Genomic DNA, 17,473 nt, shown 5'->3' with positions numbered 1-17,473 from the left:
GCTATGTCAGCGAAGGGAGGCCTTCGCTCTGCGCGGCCTTCGTCAGCTTCCGGTCGAGAGTTGCAAGTGGCAACTGGCGTTCCAACGCTAGCGCGAGATAAGCGGCATCGTAAGCCGTCAGCGAGTGGCGCTCCGCAAGCGTGAGGATCACTTGGTCATCGGACAGAGCGATCGTGGACAAGCCAACTTCCGGATGATGCGCATCGGTGGTCATGGACGTCTCGCTCCAGTACTGTTCCGAAGATAATCGCAGGAGACGGCCGGGTCAAACAGCTCACTAGAGCCCGCCGGAGATCAGCCTCTGCTCCGCAAGCTCGACATTTGTGCCGGGCTTCGTCACGGCGCGCCCATCCTCCATTTGCACTTTGCCCTCCGCCACGAGCTTTAGCGCAAGCGGATAAAGTTGGTGCTCCACCGTCAGCAGACGTGCCGCCAGCGTTTCCGCCGTATCCCCGACCAGCACCGGCACCGCCGCCTGGGCGATGATTGGTCCTTCGTCCATGCCCTCGGTGACGAAATGCACGGTGCAGCCGGCAATTCGCATCCCAGCGTCGATGGCGCGCTGGTGTGTGTGAAGGCCGGGAAACAGCGGCAGCAGGGAGGGGTGGATATTGAGGATGCGCCCCTCGTGCCGGCGGATGAAGTCGCCGGAGAGGAGTCTCATATAGCCCGCAAGGCAGATAACATCGGGAGCGATATCATCGAGAGCGGCGAGTATCGCAGCTTCGTGCTCCTCCTTGCTCGCATAGTCTTTGCGTTCGAAGACCTGCGTCGGGATGGCAAGCGCCTCAGCCTTCGCCAGCCCGCCGGCAGATGCCTTGTCGGAGATCACGCAGGCGATCTCCGCGGGCCAGTCCTGCACCTGGCAGGCCCTGGCAAGCGAAAGCATGTTGGAGCCGCCGCCCGAAATGAAGACGGCGACGCGCTTGCGCTTTCCGTCGGCGCCGCGCAGGCTCATAGGGCAAGCGTGCCCCGGTAGATGGTGCCAGCAGCCCCGTCCGCACGGGCGACGATCCGTCCAAGCGGCACCACCACCTCGCCTTCGCCCGACAGGATTGCGGTCACGGCGTCGACATCTTCGGCCGCGACCACGGCAGTCATGCCGATACCGCAGTTGAAGGTGCGCAGCATTTCCTTGGCCTCGACGCCCCCCGTCTGCGCCAGCCACGAAAACACCGGTGTCACCGGAATGGAATCGAGATCGATTTCGGCTGCGAGATTTGCAGGCAGGACCCGCGGGATGTTTTCGGGAAAGCCGCCGCCGGTGATGTGGGCAAGGGCCTTGATGGCTCCCGTCTCACGGATCGCCTTGAGCAGCGGCCTCACATAAATCCGCGTCGGGGTCAGCAGCGCTTCCCCAAGCGTCTTGCCTTCGGCGAAAGGCGCGTCGTCGTCCCAATCCAGCTTCGAAACCGAAACGATCTTTCGTACCAGTGAGAAGCCATTCGAATGAACGCCGGAGGAGGTGAGGCCGAGGATGGCATCCCCTTCGGCAAGATCGCCCACCGGCAGCAACTGGCCGCGTTCGGCCGCACCGACGGCAAAGCCGGCCAGGTCGTAGTCGCCGCCGGCATACATGCCGGGCATTTCGGCCGTTTCGCCGCCTATGAGGGCGCATCCAGCTTGGCGGCACCCTTCAGCAATGCCCTGCACGATGGCGGCGCCCTGGTCGGGATCAAGCTTGCCGGTAGCGAAATAGTCGAGGAAGAAAAGCGGTTCGGCGCCCTGGACGACGAGGTCGTTGACGCACATGGCCACGAGGTCGATTCCGACGGTGTCGTGGCGGTCCGCATCGATGGCGATCTTGAGTTTCGTCCCGACGCCGTCATTGGCGGCAACGAGCACCGGGTCGGTGAAGCCGGCAGCGCGAAGATCGAAAAGCCCACCAAAGCCGCCAATCTCGCCGTCGGCGCCCGGTCGGCGGGTGGAACGGACTGCCGGCTTGATCTTCTCGACCATGAGATTTCCCGCGTCGATATCGACGCCGGCATCGCTGTAGGTGAGGCCGTTCTTGCCCGTCTCGGTCATCGCCTGTCTCCGCTCGCTAAGCTTTGAGCGCCATTGCACGGGACGCCGGCTTATGCAAGCGCTAGACCCTCCTTAGCAGGGGAAAGCGGCGAGCTGAGACCACGATACTTGACCGGCGTATCGACGCCATCCTATCCGTGTTGCCAGCCCGTCCGTCAGTGAGGAATGCAGCGATGCCCTATTACATCAACGGAGCAAACCTGCGTCGCCATATCCTGTTCTGGGTGGCGGCACTGGCCGTTTTCGTCGTCTTTCTGTGGGCCTTCCGCTCGATCCTGCTGCCATTCGTCGCCGGCATGGCGCTTGCCTACTTTCTTGATCCGGTCGCTGACTGGTTGGAGCGGCGGGGCTTGAGCCGGATGATGGCGACGGTGGTGATCCTTGTCTGTTTCGTGCTTGTGTTCGCTTTGTCGCTGATGATCCTCATTCCCGTCATCGTCAGCCAGCTCAACGATTTTGCAAGAGCCTTGCCTGGCTACGTCTCGCAGTTGCAGGAACTTATCGCCACGCCCGACGCCTTCCTGCCTGACTGGCTGAGCGGCCAGATCGAGACCGCCAAACAAAACTTCTCAGACGTGATGTCCGAAGGGGCGGGATTCATGGCGGGTCTGCTGCGTCAGATCTGGGCCTCGGGCAAAACGCTGCTCGATGTGGTTTCACTGCTGGTCGTTACACCCGTCGTCGCCTTCTACATTCTGCTCGACTGGGACAAGATGGTGGCAAAGGTAGATGGCTGGGTGCCCCGCGACCATTCTGGAACGGTCCGCCAGCTTGCGCGCGATATGGATCTGGCGATTGCCGGCTTTGTCCGGGGGCAGGGCTCTATCTGCTTGATCCTCGGGATCTTCTATGCGGTGGGGCTGTCGCTAATCGGGTTGAATTTCGGTCTCCTGATCGGCTTCGTTGCGGGTATGATCAGTTTTATTCCCTATGTCGGATCCTTCATCGGGCTTGCGCTCTCACTTGGTGTTGCGGTGGTCCAATTTTGGCCCGACTACACCTGGATTGTCGCCACCGCGGTGGTTTTCTTTGCAGGCCAATTCATTGAAGGCAACATCCTCCAGCCGAAACTGATGGGCTCGCGTATAGGTCTGCACCCGGTTTGGCTGATGTTCGCGCTCTTCGCCTTCGGCGCGATGTTCGGCTTCGTCGGACTTCTCATCGCAGTGCCTGCCGCGGCAATGGTCGGTGTGCTTGTCCGTTTTGTCCTGTCACGGTACCTTGAGAGCGACCTCTACTATGGCCGGTCGGCGACGCTTCCCTGGGAAGACAAGCGGCCGCCGCAGGTGCTGGAGCATTCCCAGGACAAGCCATGAACGACAATGCAGAGCGCAATCGGCGGCGGCACGAGCAGCTCCCGCTGGCTTTTACCCATGATGCGGCCAGTGGCCGTGATGACCTTATGGTGTCGGAGCGCCTGAGCGCTGCCGTGTCGATCATCGACCAATGGCCGAACTGGCCGGCGCCGGTGGTCATCCTTGCTGGCCCGGTGGGCTCAGGCAAGTCGCACCTGGCTTCGATCTGGCAGGAGAGGAGTGGCGCGACGTCTATCCACCCTCTGGCCGGCTCCGGAGCAGCGGGTGTCGCCGCTGCAGGGCCTGTTCTCTTCGAGGATGCAGAACGTCGGGGATTCGACGACACGGAATTGTTTCACGTCATCAACAGCGTGAGGGAGAATGGCCACAGCCTGCTCATCACCTCCCGGCTCTGGCCAATGTCCTGGCCGGTTAGGCTGCCCGACTTGCGCTCGCGGCTGAAAGCGGCAACAGTCGCGGAAATTGGCGAGCCGGACGAGGATCTGCTGGCTCAGGTTATTGTGAAGCTATTTGCCGACCGCCAGCTTTACATAGATGACAAATTGGTTGGCTACATCGTCACTAGAATGGAGCGTTCGCTTGCGGCCGCACAGACCATTGTCGAGCGGCTTGACCGGTTGGCGCTGGCTCGCGGGACGCGGGTCACCCGCCATCTCGCCGCAGAGGTCCTGAACCAGATCGGCAAAGAGGGTGATTGACTGTCACAGTTCCGTCGCCAATCTTTAATATCTGCTGGAGAACGATTGGGGGCATATTCATGGACGTTACGACCGGGACTGACCAGGCCACGAGCGATACGGCGGCGTTCGATGATCTGATGAACAGCCCTGAGCGGTTTATCAACCGCGAGTTCTCCTGGCTTCAGTTTAACCGTCGGGTCCTTGAAGAAACACTCAACACGGCGCATCCGCTGCTGGAGCGCGTGCGCTTCCTGTCGATTTCGGCTGCAAACCTTGACGAGTTCTTCATGGTGCGCGTCGCCGGTTTGGAGGGTCAGGTGCGTCAGGGGATCGCGATCCGTAGTCCTGACGGCAAGACCCCCGCCGAACAGCTCGACGGCATCCTGCAGGAGATCGACAACCTGCAGATGGAGCAGCAGGCATCGCTCGCCGTGCTCCAGCAGTATCTGGCACAGGAGGACATCTTGATTGTCCGGCCTGCGGCTCTCTCCCCGGACGATCGCAACTGGCTTGCCACGGCCTTCGATGAAGATCTCTTCCCGATCCTGACGCCGCTGTCGATCGATCCGGCCCATCCATTCCCGTTCATCCCGAACCTCGGGTTCTCGATCGCCCTGCAGCTTCACAGCATGCATGGGCGTGAGCCCATGACCGGGCTGCTGCGCTTGCCGCCGACGCTGGACCGCTTCATCCGCCTTCCCGATGATGGGGCAACGATCCGCTACATCACCTTGGAGGATGTGGTCGGCATGTTCACGAACCGGCTCTTCCCCGGCTATGAGGTCAAGGGTGCCGGTACCTTCCGTATCATCCGCGATAGCGATATCGAGGTCGAGGAAGAAGCCGAAGATCTGGTACGCTTCTTTGAGACGGCACTGAAACGCCGGCGCCGTGGCAAGGTCATCCGCATCGAAACCGATTCCGAGATGCCTTCGGAATTGCGCCACTTCGTTGTCCAGGAATTGGGGGTGCCGGATAACCGCGTTGCAGTTCTACCCGGTCTCTTGGCGCTCAATACGCTCTCGGAGATCGCCAAAGCGCCGCGCGACGACCTGCGGTTCGATCCTTACAACGCCCGATTTCCCGAACGGGTCCGCGAACACGCCGGTGATTGTTTCGCAGCCATCCGCGAAAAGGACATGGTGGTTCACCATCCATACGAAAGTTTCGATGTGGTGGTGCAGTTCCTCCTGCAGGCAGCGCGTGATCCGGATGTTCTGGCGATAAAGCAGACGCTCTACCGCACCTCCAACGACAGTCCGATCGTCCGGGCGCTGATCGACGCCGCCGAGATGGGCAAATCCGTTACAGCCTTGGTGGAGCTCAAGGCACGCTTCGACGAGGAAGCCAATATCCGCTGGGCACGCGATCTGGAGCGAGCCGGCGTGCAGGTGGTCTTCGGTTTCATCGAACTGAAGACGCATGCCAAGATGTCGATGGTGGTCCGCCGCGAAGAGGGCAGGTTGCGCACCTACTGCCACCTCGGCACCGGCAACTACCATCCGGTCACGGCCAAGATCTACACCGATCTGTCCTTCTTCACCTGCAATCCGAAGATTGCCCACGACATGGCAAACGTCTTCAATTTCATCACCGGATACGGTGAACCCGAAGACAGCATGAAGCTCGCCGTGTCGCCCTATACGTTGCGAACCCGGATTCTCCGCCATATCGAGGAGGAGATCGTGCATGCGCAGCGTGGTGGGCCGGCAGCGATCTGGATGAAGATGAACTCGCTGGTCGATCCGGAGATCATCGACGCGCTTTACAGAGCGAGCCGGGCGGGCGTCGATGTCGATCTCGTTGTTCGTGGCATCTGCTGTCTGCGCCCACAGGTGAAGGGTCTGTCGGACAATATCCGGGTCAAGTCCATCGTCGGCAGGTTCCTGGAGCACAGCCGAATCTTCTGCTTCGGCAACGGCTATGGCCTGCCGTCGGAAAACGCGCTGGTTTATATCGGTTCAGCCGACATGATGCCGCGCAACCTCGATCGCCGGGTCGAGACGCTGGTGCCGCTTTTGAACCCGACTGTGCATGAGCAGGTCCTGTCGCAGATCATGCTCGGCAACTTGATTGACAATCAGCAGAGCTACGAGATATTGCCCGACGGCACGTCAAGGCGCATCGAAGTGCGTCCGGGCGAGGAACCTTTCAACGCGCAACAGTATTTCATGACCAATCCGAGCCTTTCCGGTCGTGGTGAAGCTTTGAAATCGAGTGCTCCGAAGTTGATCGCGGGCGTGATGTCCGGGCGCAAGAGTTAGCCAAGAAAAGGCACGCATGGTTCGATCTGAAGCCCAAGGGCGGTTGCCGGGAATCGCCCCAGTCTCCGTCGTCGACATTGGCTCCAACTCCGTTCGCCTCGTGATTTACGAAGGGCTGTCGCGCGCGCCGGCCATGCTCTTCAACGAAAAGGTGCTGTGCGGCCTCGGAAAGGGATTGGCGTCGACAGGCTCCATGGATCCGGCAGCGGTTGATCGCGCTTTGGCGGCGCTCCGACGTTTTCGCGCCCTGTCGGAACAGGCCCGTGCCACCCGGATTTATCCTCTGGCCACAGCGGCTGCGCGGGAAGCCTCCAATGGCGCGCAGTTCATCAAAGATGCTGAAGAGATACTCGGTTGCAGTGTCCAGGTTCTGACGGGTGAAGAGGAAGCACTTTACTCCGCCTATGGCGTTATCAGTGGCTTCCACGGCCCCGATGGGATCGCGGGCGACCTCGGTGGTGGATCCCTCGAACTGATCGACATCCGTGGGGAGCAACTGGGTCGCGGCATCACGTTGCCACTGGGTGGTCTGCGGCTGTCGGAGACATCAGGTCAATCGCTGGAGAAGGCCCGCACGATCGCAGCGGAACACGTGGCGAGGGCTGAATTCCTGACCCGGGGCGAGGGCCGCACCTTTTACGCCGTGGGCGGCACCTGGCGAAATATCGCCAAGCTCCATATGGAGATGAACGGCTACCCCCTCCACATGATGCAGGGCTACAAGCTCAAGCTCGAGGAGATCGACAGCTTCCTGGATACCGTGATTGCCGGCGACAACAAGCATCCTGCCTGGCAGGCCATCTCCAAAAACCGGCGGACCCTGCTGCCCTTTGGTGCGGTGGCGATGCGGGAGGTCCTGAAGGTTATGAAACCGGCCCGCATCCTCTTCTCTGCCCAGGGCGTTCGCGAGGGCTATCTTTATTCACTTCTGCCCGAAGCGGAGAAGGCGTCCGATCCACTGTTGGTGGCGGCAGACCAGTTGGCAATCCTTAGGGCCCGCTCACCGGAGCATGCGCGCGAACTTGCAGCCTGGACAGGCCGCATGGTCCCCATGTTCGGTATCGAAGAGAGCGAGGAGGAGAGCCGTTATCGGCAGGCCGCCTGTCTACTGGCGGATATCAGCTGGCGCGCGCATCCCGACTACCGAGGAGCACAGGCCCTGAACCTGATCGCACACTCATCGCTCGTTGGCATCACTCATCCAGGACGGGCCTACCTCGCGCTCGCCAACTACTACCGGTTCGAGGGACTTCAGGACGACGGGGCCTCTGGACCACTCGCTGCAATTGCGCACCCCCGGCTTCAAGACCTGGCCAAGCTCCTGGGGGGCATGCTGCGGGTCGTCTACCTCTTCTCCGCCTCGATGCCCGGGATCGTGAATAGCCTTGCCTTTCGTGAGGCGACGTCTCCTAATCTTGATCTCGAATTCGTTGTGCCACGTGAGCACGGCGCCCTTGCCGGCGAGCGCTTGGAGGGACGTCTGCAGCAGTTGGCCAAGCTTACCGGCAAACGCCTTGCCTTCAGGTTCGAGTAGGCTTCCATACAGTTCGCCTGCTTCAACAACACGTGAGGGATCTTGAACGTCGGTCGCGCGCGACGTCAGTGAAGCTGCCTGGTGGTTAAACTATTGATCCCACTTACGTGGCACGTGGTGCTCTGAGGCGCAAAGATTGTTTAGCAAATCTAGACAGAGCGGTAATTTTTTCCGTCCTTGCGATTATCCCCTCGGATAGCGATCTGGAGGTCAGCCGAGTGAATTGCGCGGCTTCCAAGAACGTTTTCAGAAGGAATGAAGTTATGAGAAAGACCTTTGCTCTCGCACTTATTGCCGCCGTTGCCGGTTCGTCATCTGCGTTTGCGCTTGATGCCGCCAACGGAAGCGTCACCTACGAAGGTGTAACGGCGCGTTTGGAAAACGCCCCCGTCGGTAGCCCCGTCACCTACGAAGTTTTCGAAGACGGGAACCGATATCGCGAGACCTACGTGGTGCAGTCGGACCGGAGCTTGAAGCTGGTTGATCGTTCCGTTCGAAGCGATAGCTAACGCAGTTGACGCTCAAGTCTTTAGAAAGGCATCCGGTACGCCGGGTGCCTTTCCGCTGTGAGAGGGTCGCGATAGCGGAACTTCATGAATGCTGTCGAGCGTTCGGGATCGCTTCATGGAGTTCCACCGACTCAACCTTCTTGTCGACAAACCGCAGCGCCACTTCGCCGGAGATCAGGCGGAGCGCGGTTTGCCCGAATAGCTCGCGACGCCAACCGGAGAGGGCGGCCACCTCGGCCGTTTCGCCTTCCGCCGCGATCTTCTCCAGGTCGTCCGTGTTGGCGATCACCTTGGCGGCGACGCCTTCCTTGTCGGAGATCAGCCGCAGCAGCACCTTGAGGAGCTCGACAGCGGCACCTGTGCCTTCCGGCGAGCGCACGTGCTTCGGCGCATGCGGCATCTCCGACTTCGGCAGTGCAAGCGCTGCATTGACAGCCTCGATCACCGCGGTGCCGGAGGCCGAGCGCTCCCAGCCCTTGGGGATGGTCCGCAGCCGTGACAGCGCTTCGGTGTCCTTTGGCTGCTGCTGGGCGATTTCATAGATCCCGTCGTCCTTCAGGACCCGCGAGCGCGGCACGTTGCGGCTGCGGGCTTCCCGTTCGCGCCAGGCGGCGACGTACTTCAGGATCGCGAGTTCGGTCGGTTTGCGCAGCCGCGCCTTCAGCCGAAGCCAGGCGTCGTCCGGATGAATATCGTAGGTGTTGGCCGATTCTAGGATCGCCATCTCTTCCGTCAGCCAGCTGGCACGCCCCTCCCGTTCCAGCTGCGCCTTGAGAAACTGGTAGACGTCGCGCAGATGCGTCACGTCGGCGAGCGCATAATCGAGCTGCTTGTCTGAAAGCGGTCGCCGGCTCCAGTCGGTAAACCGCGAGGACTTGTCGATTTGGGCACCCGTCACCCGCTGCACCAGCTGGTCGTAGGATACGCTGTCGCCGAAGCCGCAGACCATGGCGGCCACCTGTGTGTCGAAAATCGGGTGCGGCATGAGGTTGCCAAGGTGATGAATGATCTCGATGTCCTGGCGCGCCGCGTGGAAGACCTTGACCACGTTCGCATCCGCCATCAGCTCGAAGAAGGGCGCAAGGTCCAGCCCCTTGGCAAGCGGGTCGACCAGCACTTCCATCGTCGGACTCGCCATCTGGATCAGGCAGAGCTGCGGCCAGAAGGTTGTTTCCCGCAGGAATTCCGTATCGATGGTGATGAACTCGGATTGGGCAAGCGCCCGGCAGGCGTCATCGAGGGCAGCAGTGGTTTCGATCATCAGTCCGTCGCGTCAATTCGTCAAAAGATCGGCCTTCCTTCTCCTTCCGCTCGCATATGTCAATACAACCGGGCGGATCAGCGCCGATCTTCCTTCGTCGGCGGTGCGGCAAGCTTGTTGAAATAGGCGGAGGTCCGAAGCAGGGCCCGGAAGCGGCGCGGCCGCTCGTCCGGCGGCACCGGCGGACGCGTCGCCATCCGCTGCAATGTATAGATGGCGAACCCGGCAAAGACGAAGGAGGTGTAGACGAAAAAGACGTTCGCTCCGATGAACTGCAGCATCAAGGCCGCGAGCAGCGGCCCCACGGTTGCACCCATCGACCAATAGAACAGCAGGCCGGCAGACATCAGCGCATGCTCGCCGTCCCGCGCATGGTCGTTGCCGTGCGCCGAACAGAGCGAGTAAAGCGGCATCGAGAAGGCGCCGAACAGGAAGACGCCGGCGATATTGGCCGTCTCGCTCGTTCCGGCGCCGAAGGAAAGATAGGCGCCGGTGATGATGGAGCCGATCGTCGTCCAGAGGATCACCTTTCGACGGTCCAGCCGGTCGGAGTAGATGCCGAGGGGATATTGCAGCACCACGCCGCCGATGATGCCGGCGCTCATGAAGGTCGCGATCGAAGTGATGCTCATGCCGATGGCTTCGCCGTAGATCGGGCCGATGTTGCGGAAGGCTGCCATCGCAAGCCCCACGCAGGTGACGCCGACGACGGCCAGCGGCGAAATCCGCCACACCGCCAGAAGGTCGAAGCGGATCGCATCGGGCGGGGAGGGGCTGGAGCGGTCGGCAAGCGAGATCGGTACCAGCGACAGCGTCATGGCGATCGCAATGATGCTGAAGATCACGCTCCCCTCGATCCCGGCGACCGGAATGAGGTACTGTGCCGCCGTCACTGATCCGAGATCGACCAGCCGGTAGATCGACAGCGTCCGGGCGCGGTTGGCGTTCGTCACCTTGGCGTTGATCCAGCTCTCGACAGTTGCAAACAGGCTGGCGACTGCGATCCCGATCAAGAAGCGCATCAGAAGCCAGAAGATCGGGTCGATGATCAGCGACATCGACAGCGAACAGGATGCGGCGATCGCCGCCATGGCGGAGAAGGTCCGGATATGGCCGATCTCGCGCAGCAGCCTCGTGACGTAGATGCAGCCGATCGCAAAGCCAACGCTGTAGCCGGCGCCGATCATGCCGATCAGGGCCGGGGAAAAGCCTTCATGCGACCCGCGAAGCGCAATGAAGGTGCCTTGCAGTCCGTTGCCGCCGATCAGGATGCCGGCGGTAGCAAGCAGGGGAACGAGCGGGCGGATGTGGCTCATATGGAACTTCCGGCGGGCTGCGACTCGCAGACGCTCGCGCAGGACGACGCAGTCATAAGCGAGCAGCGCCGCCGCTGTCTTGCCAAATCGGCGAAGGGTAGGGGGTCACGTTACTGGCCGCTGACGAACCGCCGATTGACCCATCCTTCCCAGCCCTCGACCCGGACCTTCTGCCAGTCGTCGGTGGTATAGGGCAGGAAGGCAATGTCGCACTGGTCAGGGGCAAGGGTGGTGATCACCTGCGACTGCGCCGAAGGCCAGCGTCGCAGGTTCAGCCGGTCGGCGGAGGAAACGCCCGACACGCAGTAAAGCGAAGGCGAAACCATGGAGATGTAACGCCGGTGGACCCATCCCGTGTCGTGTTTGGCTTCTACCGGGCACCAGTCGCCCCGGCACGTGCCGGTCACGATCACCCCACACTCGTTGTACCGTAGTCTGTTGGCGATGCTCGCTTCGGCATTCGGCTGTCGCCGCACGTTCAGAACGTCGTCTGTCTTGACGTTCACCACGCAATGTTCCTCGCCCGGAACCACTTGGGCAAAGGCCGTACCCGAGGCCGAAGCAGCGGCAAAGACGAGGGCGCCCCACGCAAGCCAAAAGAAAAGAGAGGAGGCCTCAGAAGCTCGCTGCAGCAACATAGGCGTGGTTGCTCCGATCCGCATCGGCGTGCTTGGCCAGCAAGGGGGCGCCGGCAATGAAGATTGCGAGAGCGAGTATGAATGCTGGGCCCTGAAGCGGCATCGACAGATCCTCCATCGGTTAACGGGATCTAAAATAAGCTGCTCAACTTAACCGCACCTGAACAGGAATGGTTAATCGGTCACGATCGACTCTTTTCGAACACAATTGTTCGCTAATACACCGTCCATCGGCATTGCTGACGAGCGCTGAAATGATTTCGCCGCTCGCAATTGCCACAGTCGATTTTCGGCTTTGACCACGGATGTACTGGCAGAGGTGAGGATACGACGATGAGGAAGGTCGGAGCGATGTCGCCCCGGCCTTTTTTGTTGCCTGTGCCCATGCGGGCGCCTCATCTCACTGCGATTGCTGCTGCTGCACGGGCGATGGTGACGGATCTGCCGGCTGGGCCGGTAGCGTTTCTTCCGTGTTGGTGCGGTCTGGCGGGATGGTGGGAGCCGTGTCCGTCCCGCGCGTGATCCAGTAGGCGAGAGCCAGGCCGATGATGATCACGACGATCGCGCCTATAATGGGCATCGATTTGCTTTTCTGGGACATTGTCTACCTCGCTGCGGATGATTGAGCCAAACGACTCGTCGCCGGACAGGTTCCCCCGCGCCGTCCCGGCCTGGCGCCGCGGCGATGGAGGAAGGACGGAGCAACCGAATGCGCCGGAGCCTTCGACGCAGCTTGCCTTGCGGCGTCACCTGGGCACGAAAGCCGGTTGCGCCTTGACAAATCTGGCCCGCCATGCGCTTGTCCCGCCGATTTTCTTGTTAGCTGACCGGCAGTGCTTCGCATGCCGCTTGTCTCAGCTTCGCACCAGTCCGGGATACCGATAATGCACCGTTACCGCAGCCACACCTGTGCCGCCCTCAGGAAGTCCGATGTCGGCTCCACCGTTCGTCTCTCCGGTTGGGTGCATCGTGTACGCGACCATGGCGGCGTCCTGTTCATCGACCTGCGCGACCACTACGGCATCACGCAAGTTGTGGCCGATCCCGACAGCCCGGCCTTCAAGACGGCTGAAATGGTCCGCGGCGAATGGGTGATCCGCGTCGATGGCCTCGTCAAGGCCCGCACGGACGACACGGTCAACAAGAACATGCCGACGGGCGAAATCGAGCTTTATGCGCAGGAGATCGAAGTGCTCTCTGCTGCCAAGGAACTGCCGCTGCCCGTCTTCGGCGAGCCGGACTATCCGGAAGACGTGCGGCTGAAGTATCGCTTCCTCGATCTTCGCCGCGAAACGCTGCACCGGAATATCGTCAAGCGTACCCAGATCATCTCCGCCATGCGCACTGGCATGGGCGAGGCGGGATTTGCCGAATACTCGACCCCGATCCTGACGGCATCTTCGCCGGAAGGCGCGCGCGACTTCCTCGTCCCCTCCCGTATCCATCAGGGCAAGTTCTTCGCCCTGCCGCAGGCGCCGCAGCAGTACAAGCAGCTCCTGATGGTGGCAGGCTTCGACCGCTACTTCCAGATCGCCCCCTGCTTCCGCGATGAAGACCCGCGCGCCGACCGCCTGCCGGGCGAGTTCTACCAGCTCGACGTCGAAATGAGCTTCGTCACCCAGGAAGACGTCTGGGAGACGATGGAGCCGATGATGACCCGCGTCTTCGAGCAGTTCGCCGAAGGCAAGCCGGTCACCAGGGAATGGCCGCGCATCCCTTACGATGTTGCGATCCGCAAGTACGGTTCTGACAAGCCGGACCTGCGCAACCCCATCGTCATGGAAGCCGTCACCGACCATTTCGCCGGCTCCGGCTTCAAGGTCTTTGCAAACATGATCGCCTCCAACCCCAAGGTTGAAGTCTGGGCGATTCCGGCCAAGACGGGTGGCTCGCGCGCCTTCTGCGACCGCATGAACGCCTGGGCGCAATCCACCGGCCAGCCGGGACTCGGCTACATCTTCTGGCGCAAGGAAGGCGAGAAGCTGGAAGGTGCCGGACCGCTTGCCAAGAACATCGGCGAGGAGCGCACGGAAGCAATCCGAACCCAGCTCGGTCTCGATGAGGGTGACGCCTGCTTCTTTGTCGCCGGCGAACCGGCGAAGTTCTACAAGTTCGCAGGCGAAGCCCGCACCAAGGCTGGCGAAGAACTGAACCTCGTCGACCGTGACCGCTTCGAGCTCTGCTGGATCGTCGACTTCCCGTTCTACGAATGGAACGAGGAAGAGAAGAAGGTCGACTTCTCGCACAACCCCTTCTCGATGCCGCAGGGTGGAATGGATGCGCTGAACGGCGAAGATCCGCTGACCATCAAGGCCTTCCAGTACGACGCCGTCTGCAACGGCTTCGAGATCGCCTCCGGCTCCATCCGTAACCAGTCGCCGGAAACCATGGTCAAAGCCTTCGAAATCGCCGGTCTGTCGCGCGTCGATGTTGAGGAGCGCTTCGGCGGCATGTACCGCGCCTTCCAGTATGGTGCGCCTCCGCATGGCGGCTGCGCCTTCGGTATCGACCGCATCATCATGCTGCTCGTCGGCGCCAAGAACCTGCGCGAAGTGACGCTCTTCCCGATGAATCAGCAGGCCCAAGACCTGCTGATGGGCGCGCCGTCCGAACCGACGCCCGCCCAGATGCGCGAACTGGCGCTGCGGGTTATCCCGCCGCAAAAGAAGGATTGATCGGGCGTCTTGCTCATGAGCGACAAGAAGCAAAAACGGCGGCCAATGTGCCGCCGTTTTGTATTGTCACACGTTTCGATGGAGCAGCCCGCAAGCCTGACCAGTGGATTCAGCCTCCACCTCCCATTGTGGCGGCTGTCGAGGGGGTGCCGTGGAAGGCGCGAACTGCCCCCGTTGTGCCTGCCGTCAATCGCGCGGTTGCAACACCGCGAGGAGAAGGGTCGACGCGGCAAGCAGGACGGTCAGGCTGAGCGGCCCCGTCGGTCCCAGCGTATCCACGACATAGCCGCCGATCACGGCGCCGATGGTGATTGCCACCTGGAAGGACACGACCATGAGGCTGCCGGCCGTTTCCAGCGCGTCGGGAGCGCCGCGCGATAGGTTGGTGGGCAGCACCACGGGCGCCATGCCGAAGGCAAAGCCCCATAGTGTTGCAAATCCGAAGGCGATGCTGACCTGGGAGCCCCAGAGAACCAGCGCGAGTGATGCGAGTGCCATCAATCCGGCAGTAGTCGCAAGGGCCAAGCGGATGTTGGCATCGGCCATCCGCCCGCCGGCGACATTGCCGATCACCGCGGCAATGCCGAAGCCGAGCAGCGTCAATGCAATAGGGCCTGTTGAAAGGTTCGTCACCTGCTCGAGGAACGGACGCACATAGACAGACCCGGCGAAATGCCCCGTCATCAGCAGGAGGATCGCCAGCATCCCCAGTTGCACCCTGCGCCGGCGCACCAGTTGCCACACACCGCCAATGCTGTTGCTTCCACTGGCGGGCAGGGTCGGCAGGAAAAGCGCCTGTAGCAGCATGGCAAGGGCCGCAAGGCCCGCGGTCGCCGCCATGGCGGTGCGCCAGCCCAGCCAGTCGCTGATCAAGGCTCCCATGGAAGGCGCGGCGATGGTGGCCAGTGAAACGCCGAGTGTCACGATCGCCATGCCTCGGCCGGTCGCACCGGCGCCCACCAGCCGTGCCACCACGGCCACCGACAGCGCCCAGAAGGCGCTCAGCGCAATCCCGAGCCCCGCCCGGCCGATCAGCAGCAGCCAGAAGTCCGTGGCGAAGGCCGCGAGCAGGTTCGAACCGATCGCCAGCGCGCTCAGGAAAACCAGCACCGTCTTTCGGTTCAACTGGCCGATCAGCACGTTGCTCAGCAGGGCCGTAACGGCGCCGACCGATGCGGTGGCGGTGACAACCTGCCCAGCGGTCCCTTCGCTGACGCCCATGTCGCGCGCCAGCGGCGTCAGCAGGCCGGCTGGCAGGAACTCCGCGGAGACCAGCGCGAAACTGGTCGCCGCCATTGAAAGAACCGCAAGCCAGGTGGTGGCGCTCCAGGTGGCAGGCGGCGCGGGATCGAAGTCTACCGCTGCTTCTTCGAAGTCTGAGGTGGTGGTATCGGTCATGGGAATGCCTCCAGGGGTTTGGAAGCATTTATAGATCACCAGGTTGGGACTATCAGCATCCTAAAGTCCGATATTCTTGTCCATTCGTCCGGACTTTGTGCGACGCAGTATGCCGGGCGAGACCTGTGTGACGCGCTTGAAGGCACGCGAGAAAGAGGCCTCGGACTCGTACCCGAGGCGTGACGCCACCTCCGCCACCGAAAGCCCGTTCTGCGCCAGCAGGTCGCGCGCAAGCTGCATGCGAAGCCGAGCAAGATAGCGCGCCGCACCTTCGCCCAGGATGGTGCTGAAGCGCTCGGCAAAGATCGACCGCGACTGCCCGGCAACGCCTGCAAGACTTTCCAGCGTCCAGTTGCGGCCGGGGTCGCGATGCATGGCAACCAGTGCGCGGCCGATATGGGGGTCGCGAATGGCGGCAAGCCAGCCGGTGGTGGACGCGCCACCGCAATTGGCCCAGCAGCGGATGAGCCGGGCGATCAGAAGATCGGCCATGCGCGAGAGAACCGTCGCGCCGCCCATCTGGGGCTGTGCGGCTTCTGCCGTCATCGCCGCGAGAAGGGGGGCGATCAGTGGGTCGTTGCTGGCAACATCGCAGCCCTTGATGATGGGCGGCATCAGGTCGATCAGCGGGTTCAGGGCAGATGCGCCAAGCACCATGGTGCCGCAGAGCAGCGTGCTGGTCTTGCCCTCTCCGGCCTGCACCACATCGCAGACATTGCTCCCCAGATCGGTGAACCGGCAGCTTTCGAGCTTGCTGTCCACCACATCCGGTGCGCTCGCCATCCGATGAGCTATCCCCTGAGGCAACAGCACGAGATCCCCCTCATGCAGCTCCTGCCAGCCCTGCGCGTCGGTGTGGAGCCAGCAGGATCCCTGACTGACGAAGTGGAAACGAAGCAGCTTTTCATCGGGATAAGTAACGCCCCATGGGTGCCGAAGCTCGCACCGATCGTAGTTGACTCCGCTCAGGCGAAAATCCTGCAGGACCTCGCTCAGCGAATCCAGTGGCATAGGCGACGGCGAGGCGGATGAACGATCAAGCATATGGGGATAATAGTGACGGAAAGTCCGACCTGCAAGGCAGGGCGGACAGCGCCAACCTTGACTTGAACAGGAGCTACTTTGCCCGGTTCAGGGCCTCCAACCAATTCCCGAAGCCGCCGGAGTGGATCTTCGCATCGAAATGTTTTCGGCGTTGAGCGGACGTGGCCGGTACTGCAAAGGAAAGGGAATGGGAGCTGCTAAAAAGAAGGCGGCATTACCAAGTTAATAAATGAACTTGCTGCCATTCTGGCCTATGGCTGCAAATTTTCCCGTCTCCTTCTCATAGAGGACGCCATCTCTCAATTCAGTATGCTGTTCCCTGAACTGAAGCATGCCGGACACCTCAAACTCTGTTCTGCAACTGCGGGCGCTTCCATCTTCGAAGAAGTCTTTCGTTCTAACCACTCCCGATTTGACACCCAGATCCGCAAGGTCGACTTCCCGCATGGTTCCATTCTTGAAAGCGGCAAGCGCGGCCCTGTTTCGCGGCGTCGACTGATCATGCTTCAAACCGTCGATCATGAGTTGCCTGTACGCTTCATCGGTCATCCCCTGAAACGTGCCGACAAATCTTTCAAGGCGCTTGCCGTTGGCATCGTAGGTCGTCGTTATTGTGCCCTTCACAGCATAGTTTGGCTGGTCCCCGTCGAATTCGTCGAAAATGTACCCTTTGTCTCTGGGCACATCGAGTTCCTCGACTTCCACCCTCTCTCCCGCGGAAGCGGCCTCCTGCTTCATGCGTGCGGCGATCTCGATGATGTCGCCAATCGCATTGCCGGTCTTCATCGCGTCGTCAGTATTGCCCGTAAG

Annotated in this window: 17 protein-coding genes; 6 read left to right on the top strand and 11 right to left on the bottom strand. The window is 61.5% G+C overall.

Translation table 11 applies throughout. From position 1 onward, the window contains the following. Position 1: 1 nt before the first annotated feature. The 3 genes from LXM96_RS17145 to purM form a co-directional block, all read right to left on the bottom strand. The gene (locus LXM96_RS17145) at positions 2 to 214 is read right to left on the bottom strand and encodes a PIN domain-containing protein (protein ID WP_239999785.1); all 213 of its coding nucleotides are present in this window, start codon (positions 212 to 214) and stop codon (positions 2 to 4) included. A 63-nt stretch (positions 215 to 277) separates the two neighbouring features. After that, entirely contained in the window at positions 278 to 958 is a 681-nt protein-coding gene (purN, locus tag LXM96_RS17140; RefSeq protein WP_239999784.1) for a phosphoribosylglycinamide formyltransferase, read from the bottom strand. After that, entirely contained in the window at positions 955 to 2,028 is a 1,074-nt protein-coding gene (gene purM, locus LXM96_RS17135) for a phosphoribosylformylglycinamidine cyclo-ligase (protein ID WP_239999783.1), read from the bottom strand. The genes purN and purM overlap by 4 nt, the downstream gene beginning before the upstream one ends. A 173-nt stretch (positions 2,029 to 2,201) precedes the next feature. Here purM and LXM96_RS17130 point away from each other — a divergent pair, with 173 nt between their 5' ends. From LXM96_RS17130 to LXM96_RS17110, 5 genes are all read left to right on the top strand, one after another. Further along, entirely contained in the window at positions 2,202 to 3,344 is a 1,143-nt protein-coding gene (locus LXM96_RS17130) for an AI-2E family transporter (RefSeq protein ID WP_239999781.1), read from the top strand. Further along, positions 3,341 to 4,042, top strand: coding sequence for a DnaA regulatory inactivator HdaA (hdaA, locus tag LXM96_RS17125; RefSeq protein ID WP_239999779.1), 702 nt, complete (start codon positions 3,341 to 3,343; stop codon positions 4,040 to 4,042). Before LXM96_RS17130 ends, hdaA begins: the two co-directional genes overlap by 4 nt. Positions 4,043 to 4,101: 59 nt before the next feature. Beyond that, the gene (locus tag LXM96_RS17120; RefSeq protein WP_239999777.1) at positions 4,102 to 6,288 is read left to right on the top strand and encodes an RNA degradosome polyphosphate kinase; all 2,187 of its coding nucleotides are present in this window, start codon (positions 4,102 to 4,104) and stop codon (positions 6,286 to 6,288) included. Between the two features lie 16 nt (positions 6,289 to 6,304). Next, positions 6,305 to 7,822 carry an exopolyphosphatase gene (ppx, locus tag LXM96_RS17115; RefSeq protein ID WP_239999776.1) on the top strand — a complete coding sequence of 506 codons (1,518 nt, stop codon included), beginning with the start codon at positions 6,305 to 6,307 and terminating at the stop codon, positions 7,820 to 7,822. Between the two features lie 263 nt (positions 7,823 to 8,085). Beyond that, complete coding sequence (locus LXM96_RS17110; protein ID WP_239999775.1) at positions 8,086 to 8,331, top strand: hypothetical protein; 246 nt, start codon at positions 8,086 to 8,088, stop codon at positions 8,329 to 8,331. An 82-nt stretch (positions 8,332 to 8,413) separates the two neighbouring features. Here the strand turns inward: LXM96_RS17110 and rnd are convergent, their stop codons facing one another. The 5 genes from rnd to LXM96_RS17090 form a co-directional block, all read right to left on the bottom strand. Next, complete coding sequence (rnd, locus tag LXM96_RS17105; protein WP_239999774.1) at positions 8,414 to 9,592, bottom strand: ribonuclease D; 1,179 nt, start codon at positions 9,590 to 9,592, stop codon at positions 8,414 to 8,416. A 77-nt stretch (positions 9,593 to 9,669) separates the two neighbouring features. Beyond that, positions 9,670 to 10,908 (bottom strand): MFS transporter, encoded by a 1,239-nt coding sequence (locus LXM96_RS17100; protein ID WP_239999773.1) that lies wholly within the window; start codon positions 10,906 to 10,908, stop codon positions 9,670 to 9,672. Between the two features lie 110 nt (positions 10,909 to 11,018). Then, positions 11,019 to 11,414, bottom strand: a complete 396-nt coding sequence (locus LXM96_RS17095; RefSeq protein WP_239999772.1) for an SH3 domain-containing protein — start codon at positions 11,412 to 11,414, stop codon at positions 11,019 to 11,021. Between the two features lie 109 nt (positions 11,415 to 11,523). Further along, a complete protein-coding gene (locus LXM96_RS21660; protein WP_262913740.1) occupies positions 11,524 to 11,649 on the bottom strand; it encodes a hypothetical protein in 126 nt (41 codons plus the stop codon). A 297-nt stretch (positions 11,650 to 11,946) separates the two neighbouring features. Beyond that, the gene (locus LXM96_RS17090; protein ID WP_239999770.1) at positions 11,947 to 12,147 is read right to left on the bottom strand and encodes a hypothetical protein; all 201 of its coding nucleotides are present in this window, start codon (positions 12,145 to 12,147) and stop codon (positions 11,947 to 11,949) included. 283 nt (positions 12,148 to 12,430) lie between these two features. Between LXM96_RS17090 and aspS the strand changes: the two genes are divergently transcribed. Beyond that, positions 12,431 to 14,221 carry an aspartate--tRNA ligase gene (gene aspS / locus LXM96_RS17085; protein ID WP_239999768.1) on the top strand — a complete coding sequence of 597 codons (1,791 nt, stop codon included), beginning with the start codon at positions 12,431 to 12,433 and terminating at the stop codon, positions 14,219 to 14,221. Positions 14,222 to 14,407: 186 nt separating this feature from the next. On the opposite strand, the gene LXM96_RS17080 is transcribed toward aspS, so the two are convergent. From LXM96_RS17080 to LXM96_RS17070, 3 genes are all read right to left on the bottom strand, one after another. Further along, complete coding sequence (locus LXM96_RS17080) at positions 14,408 to 15,619, bottom strand: MFS transporter (protein WP_239999767.1); 1,212 nt, start codon at positions 15,617 to 15,619, stop codon at positions 14,408 to 14,410. 60 nt (positions 15,620 to 15,679) lie between these two features. After that, positions 15,680 to 16,663 carry an AraC family transcriptional regulator gene (locus tag LXM96_RS17075; RefSeq protein ID WP_239999766.1) on the bottom strand — a complete coding sequence of 328 codons (984 nt, stop codon included), beginning with the start codon at positions 16,661 to 16,663 and terminating at the stop codon, positions 15,680 to 15,682. Positions 16,664 to 16,885: 222 nt separating this feature from the next. After that, a complete protein-coding gene (locus tag LXM96_RS17070) occupies positions 16,886 to 17,449 on the bottom strand; it encodes a hypothetical protein (RefSeq protein ID WP_239999765.1) in 564 nt (187 codons plus the stop codon). Between the last annotated feature and the right edge of the window lie 24 nt (positions 17,450 to 17,473).

The organism is Rhizobium halophilum, assembly GCF_021648825.1.
GTDB classification, from domain to species: domain Bacteria; phylum Pseudomonadota; class Alphaproteobacteria; order Rhizobiales; family Rhizobiaceae; genus Neorhizobium; species Neorhizobium halophilum.
The sequence above is the reverse complement of the archived record's forward strand: the minus strand, read 5'-3'. Positions and strand labels throughout refer to the sequence as shown.

Bases quoted from the DNA above. Each gene is read 5' to 3' on its own strand.
- LXM96_RS17145 (WP_239999785.1), bottom strand. From the start codon at position 214: ATGACCACCGATGCGCATCATCCGGAAGTTGGCTTGTCCACGATCGCT.
- purN (WP_239999784.1), bottom strand. From the start codon at position 958: ATGAGCCTGCGCGGCGCCGACGGAAAGCGCAAGCGCGTCGCCGTCTTC.
- purM (WP_239999783.1), bottom strand. From the start codon at position 2,028: ATGACCGAGACGGGCAAGAACGGCCTCACCTACAGCGATGCCGGCGTC.
- LXM96_RS17130 (WP_239999781.1), top strand. From the start codon at position 2,202: ATGCCCTATTACATCAACGGAGCAAACCTGCGTCGCCATATCCTGTTC.
- hdaA (WP_239999779.1), top strand. From the start codon at position 3,341: ATGAACGACAATGCAGAGCGCAATCGGCGGCGGCACGAGCAGCTCCCG.
- LXM96_RS17120 (WP_239999777.1), top strand. From the start codon at position 4,102: ATGGACGTTACGACCGGGACTGACCAGGCCACGAGCGATACGGCGGCG.
- ppx (WP_239999776.1), top strand. From the start codon at position 6,305: ATGGTTCGATCTGAAGCCCAAGGGCGGTTGCCGGGAATCGCCCCAGTC.
- LXM96_RS17110 (WP_239999775.1), top strand. From the start codon at position 8,086: ATGAGAAAGACCTTTGCTCTCGCACTTATTGCCGCCGTTGCCGGTTCG.
- rnd (WP_239999774.1), bottom strand. From the start codon at position 9,592: ATGATCGAAACCACTGCTGCCCTCGATGACGCCTGCCGGGCGCTTGCC.
- LXM96_RS17100 (WP_239999773.1), bottom strand. From the start codon at position 10,908: ATGAGCCACATCCGCCCGCTCGTTCCCCTGCTTGCTACCGCCGGCATC.
- LXM96_RS21660 (WP_262913740.1), bottom strand. From the start codon at position 11,649: ATGCCGCTTCAGGGCCCAGCATTCATACTCGCTCTCGCAATCTTCATT.
- LXM96_RS17090 (WP_239999770.1), bottom strand. From the start codon at position 12,147: ATGTCCCAGAAAAGCAAATCGATGCCCATTATAGGCGCGATCGTCGTG.
- aspS (WP_239999768.1), top strand. From the start codon at position 12,431: ATGCACCGTTACCGCAGCCACACCTGTGCCGCCCTCAGGAAGTCCGAT.
- LXM96_RS17080 (WP_239999767.1), bottom strand. From the start codon at position 15,619: ATGACCGATACCACCACCTCAGACTTCGAAGAAGCAGCGGTAGACTTC.
- LXM96_RS17075 (WP_239999766.1), bottom strand. From the start codon at position 16,663: ATGCTTGATCGTTCATCCGCCTCGCCGTCGCCTATGCCACTGGATTCG.
- LXM96_RS17070 (WP_239999765.1), bottom strand. From the start codon at position 17,449: ATGAAGACCGGCAATGCGATTGGCGACATCATCGAGATCGCCGCACGC.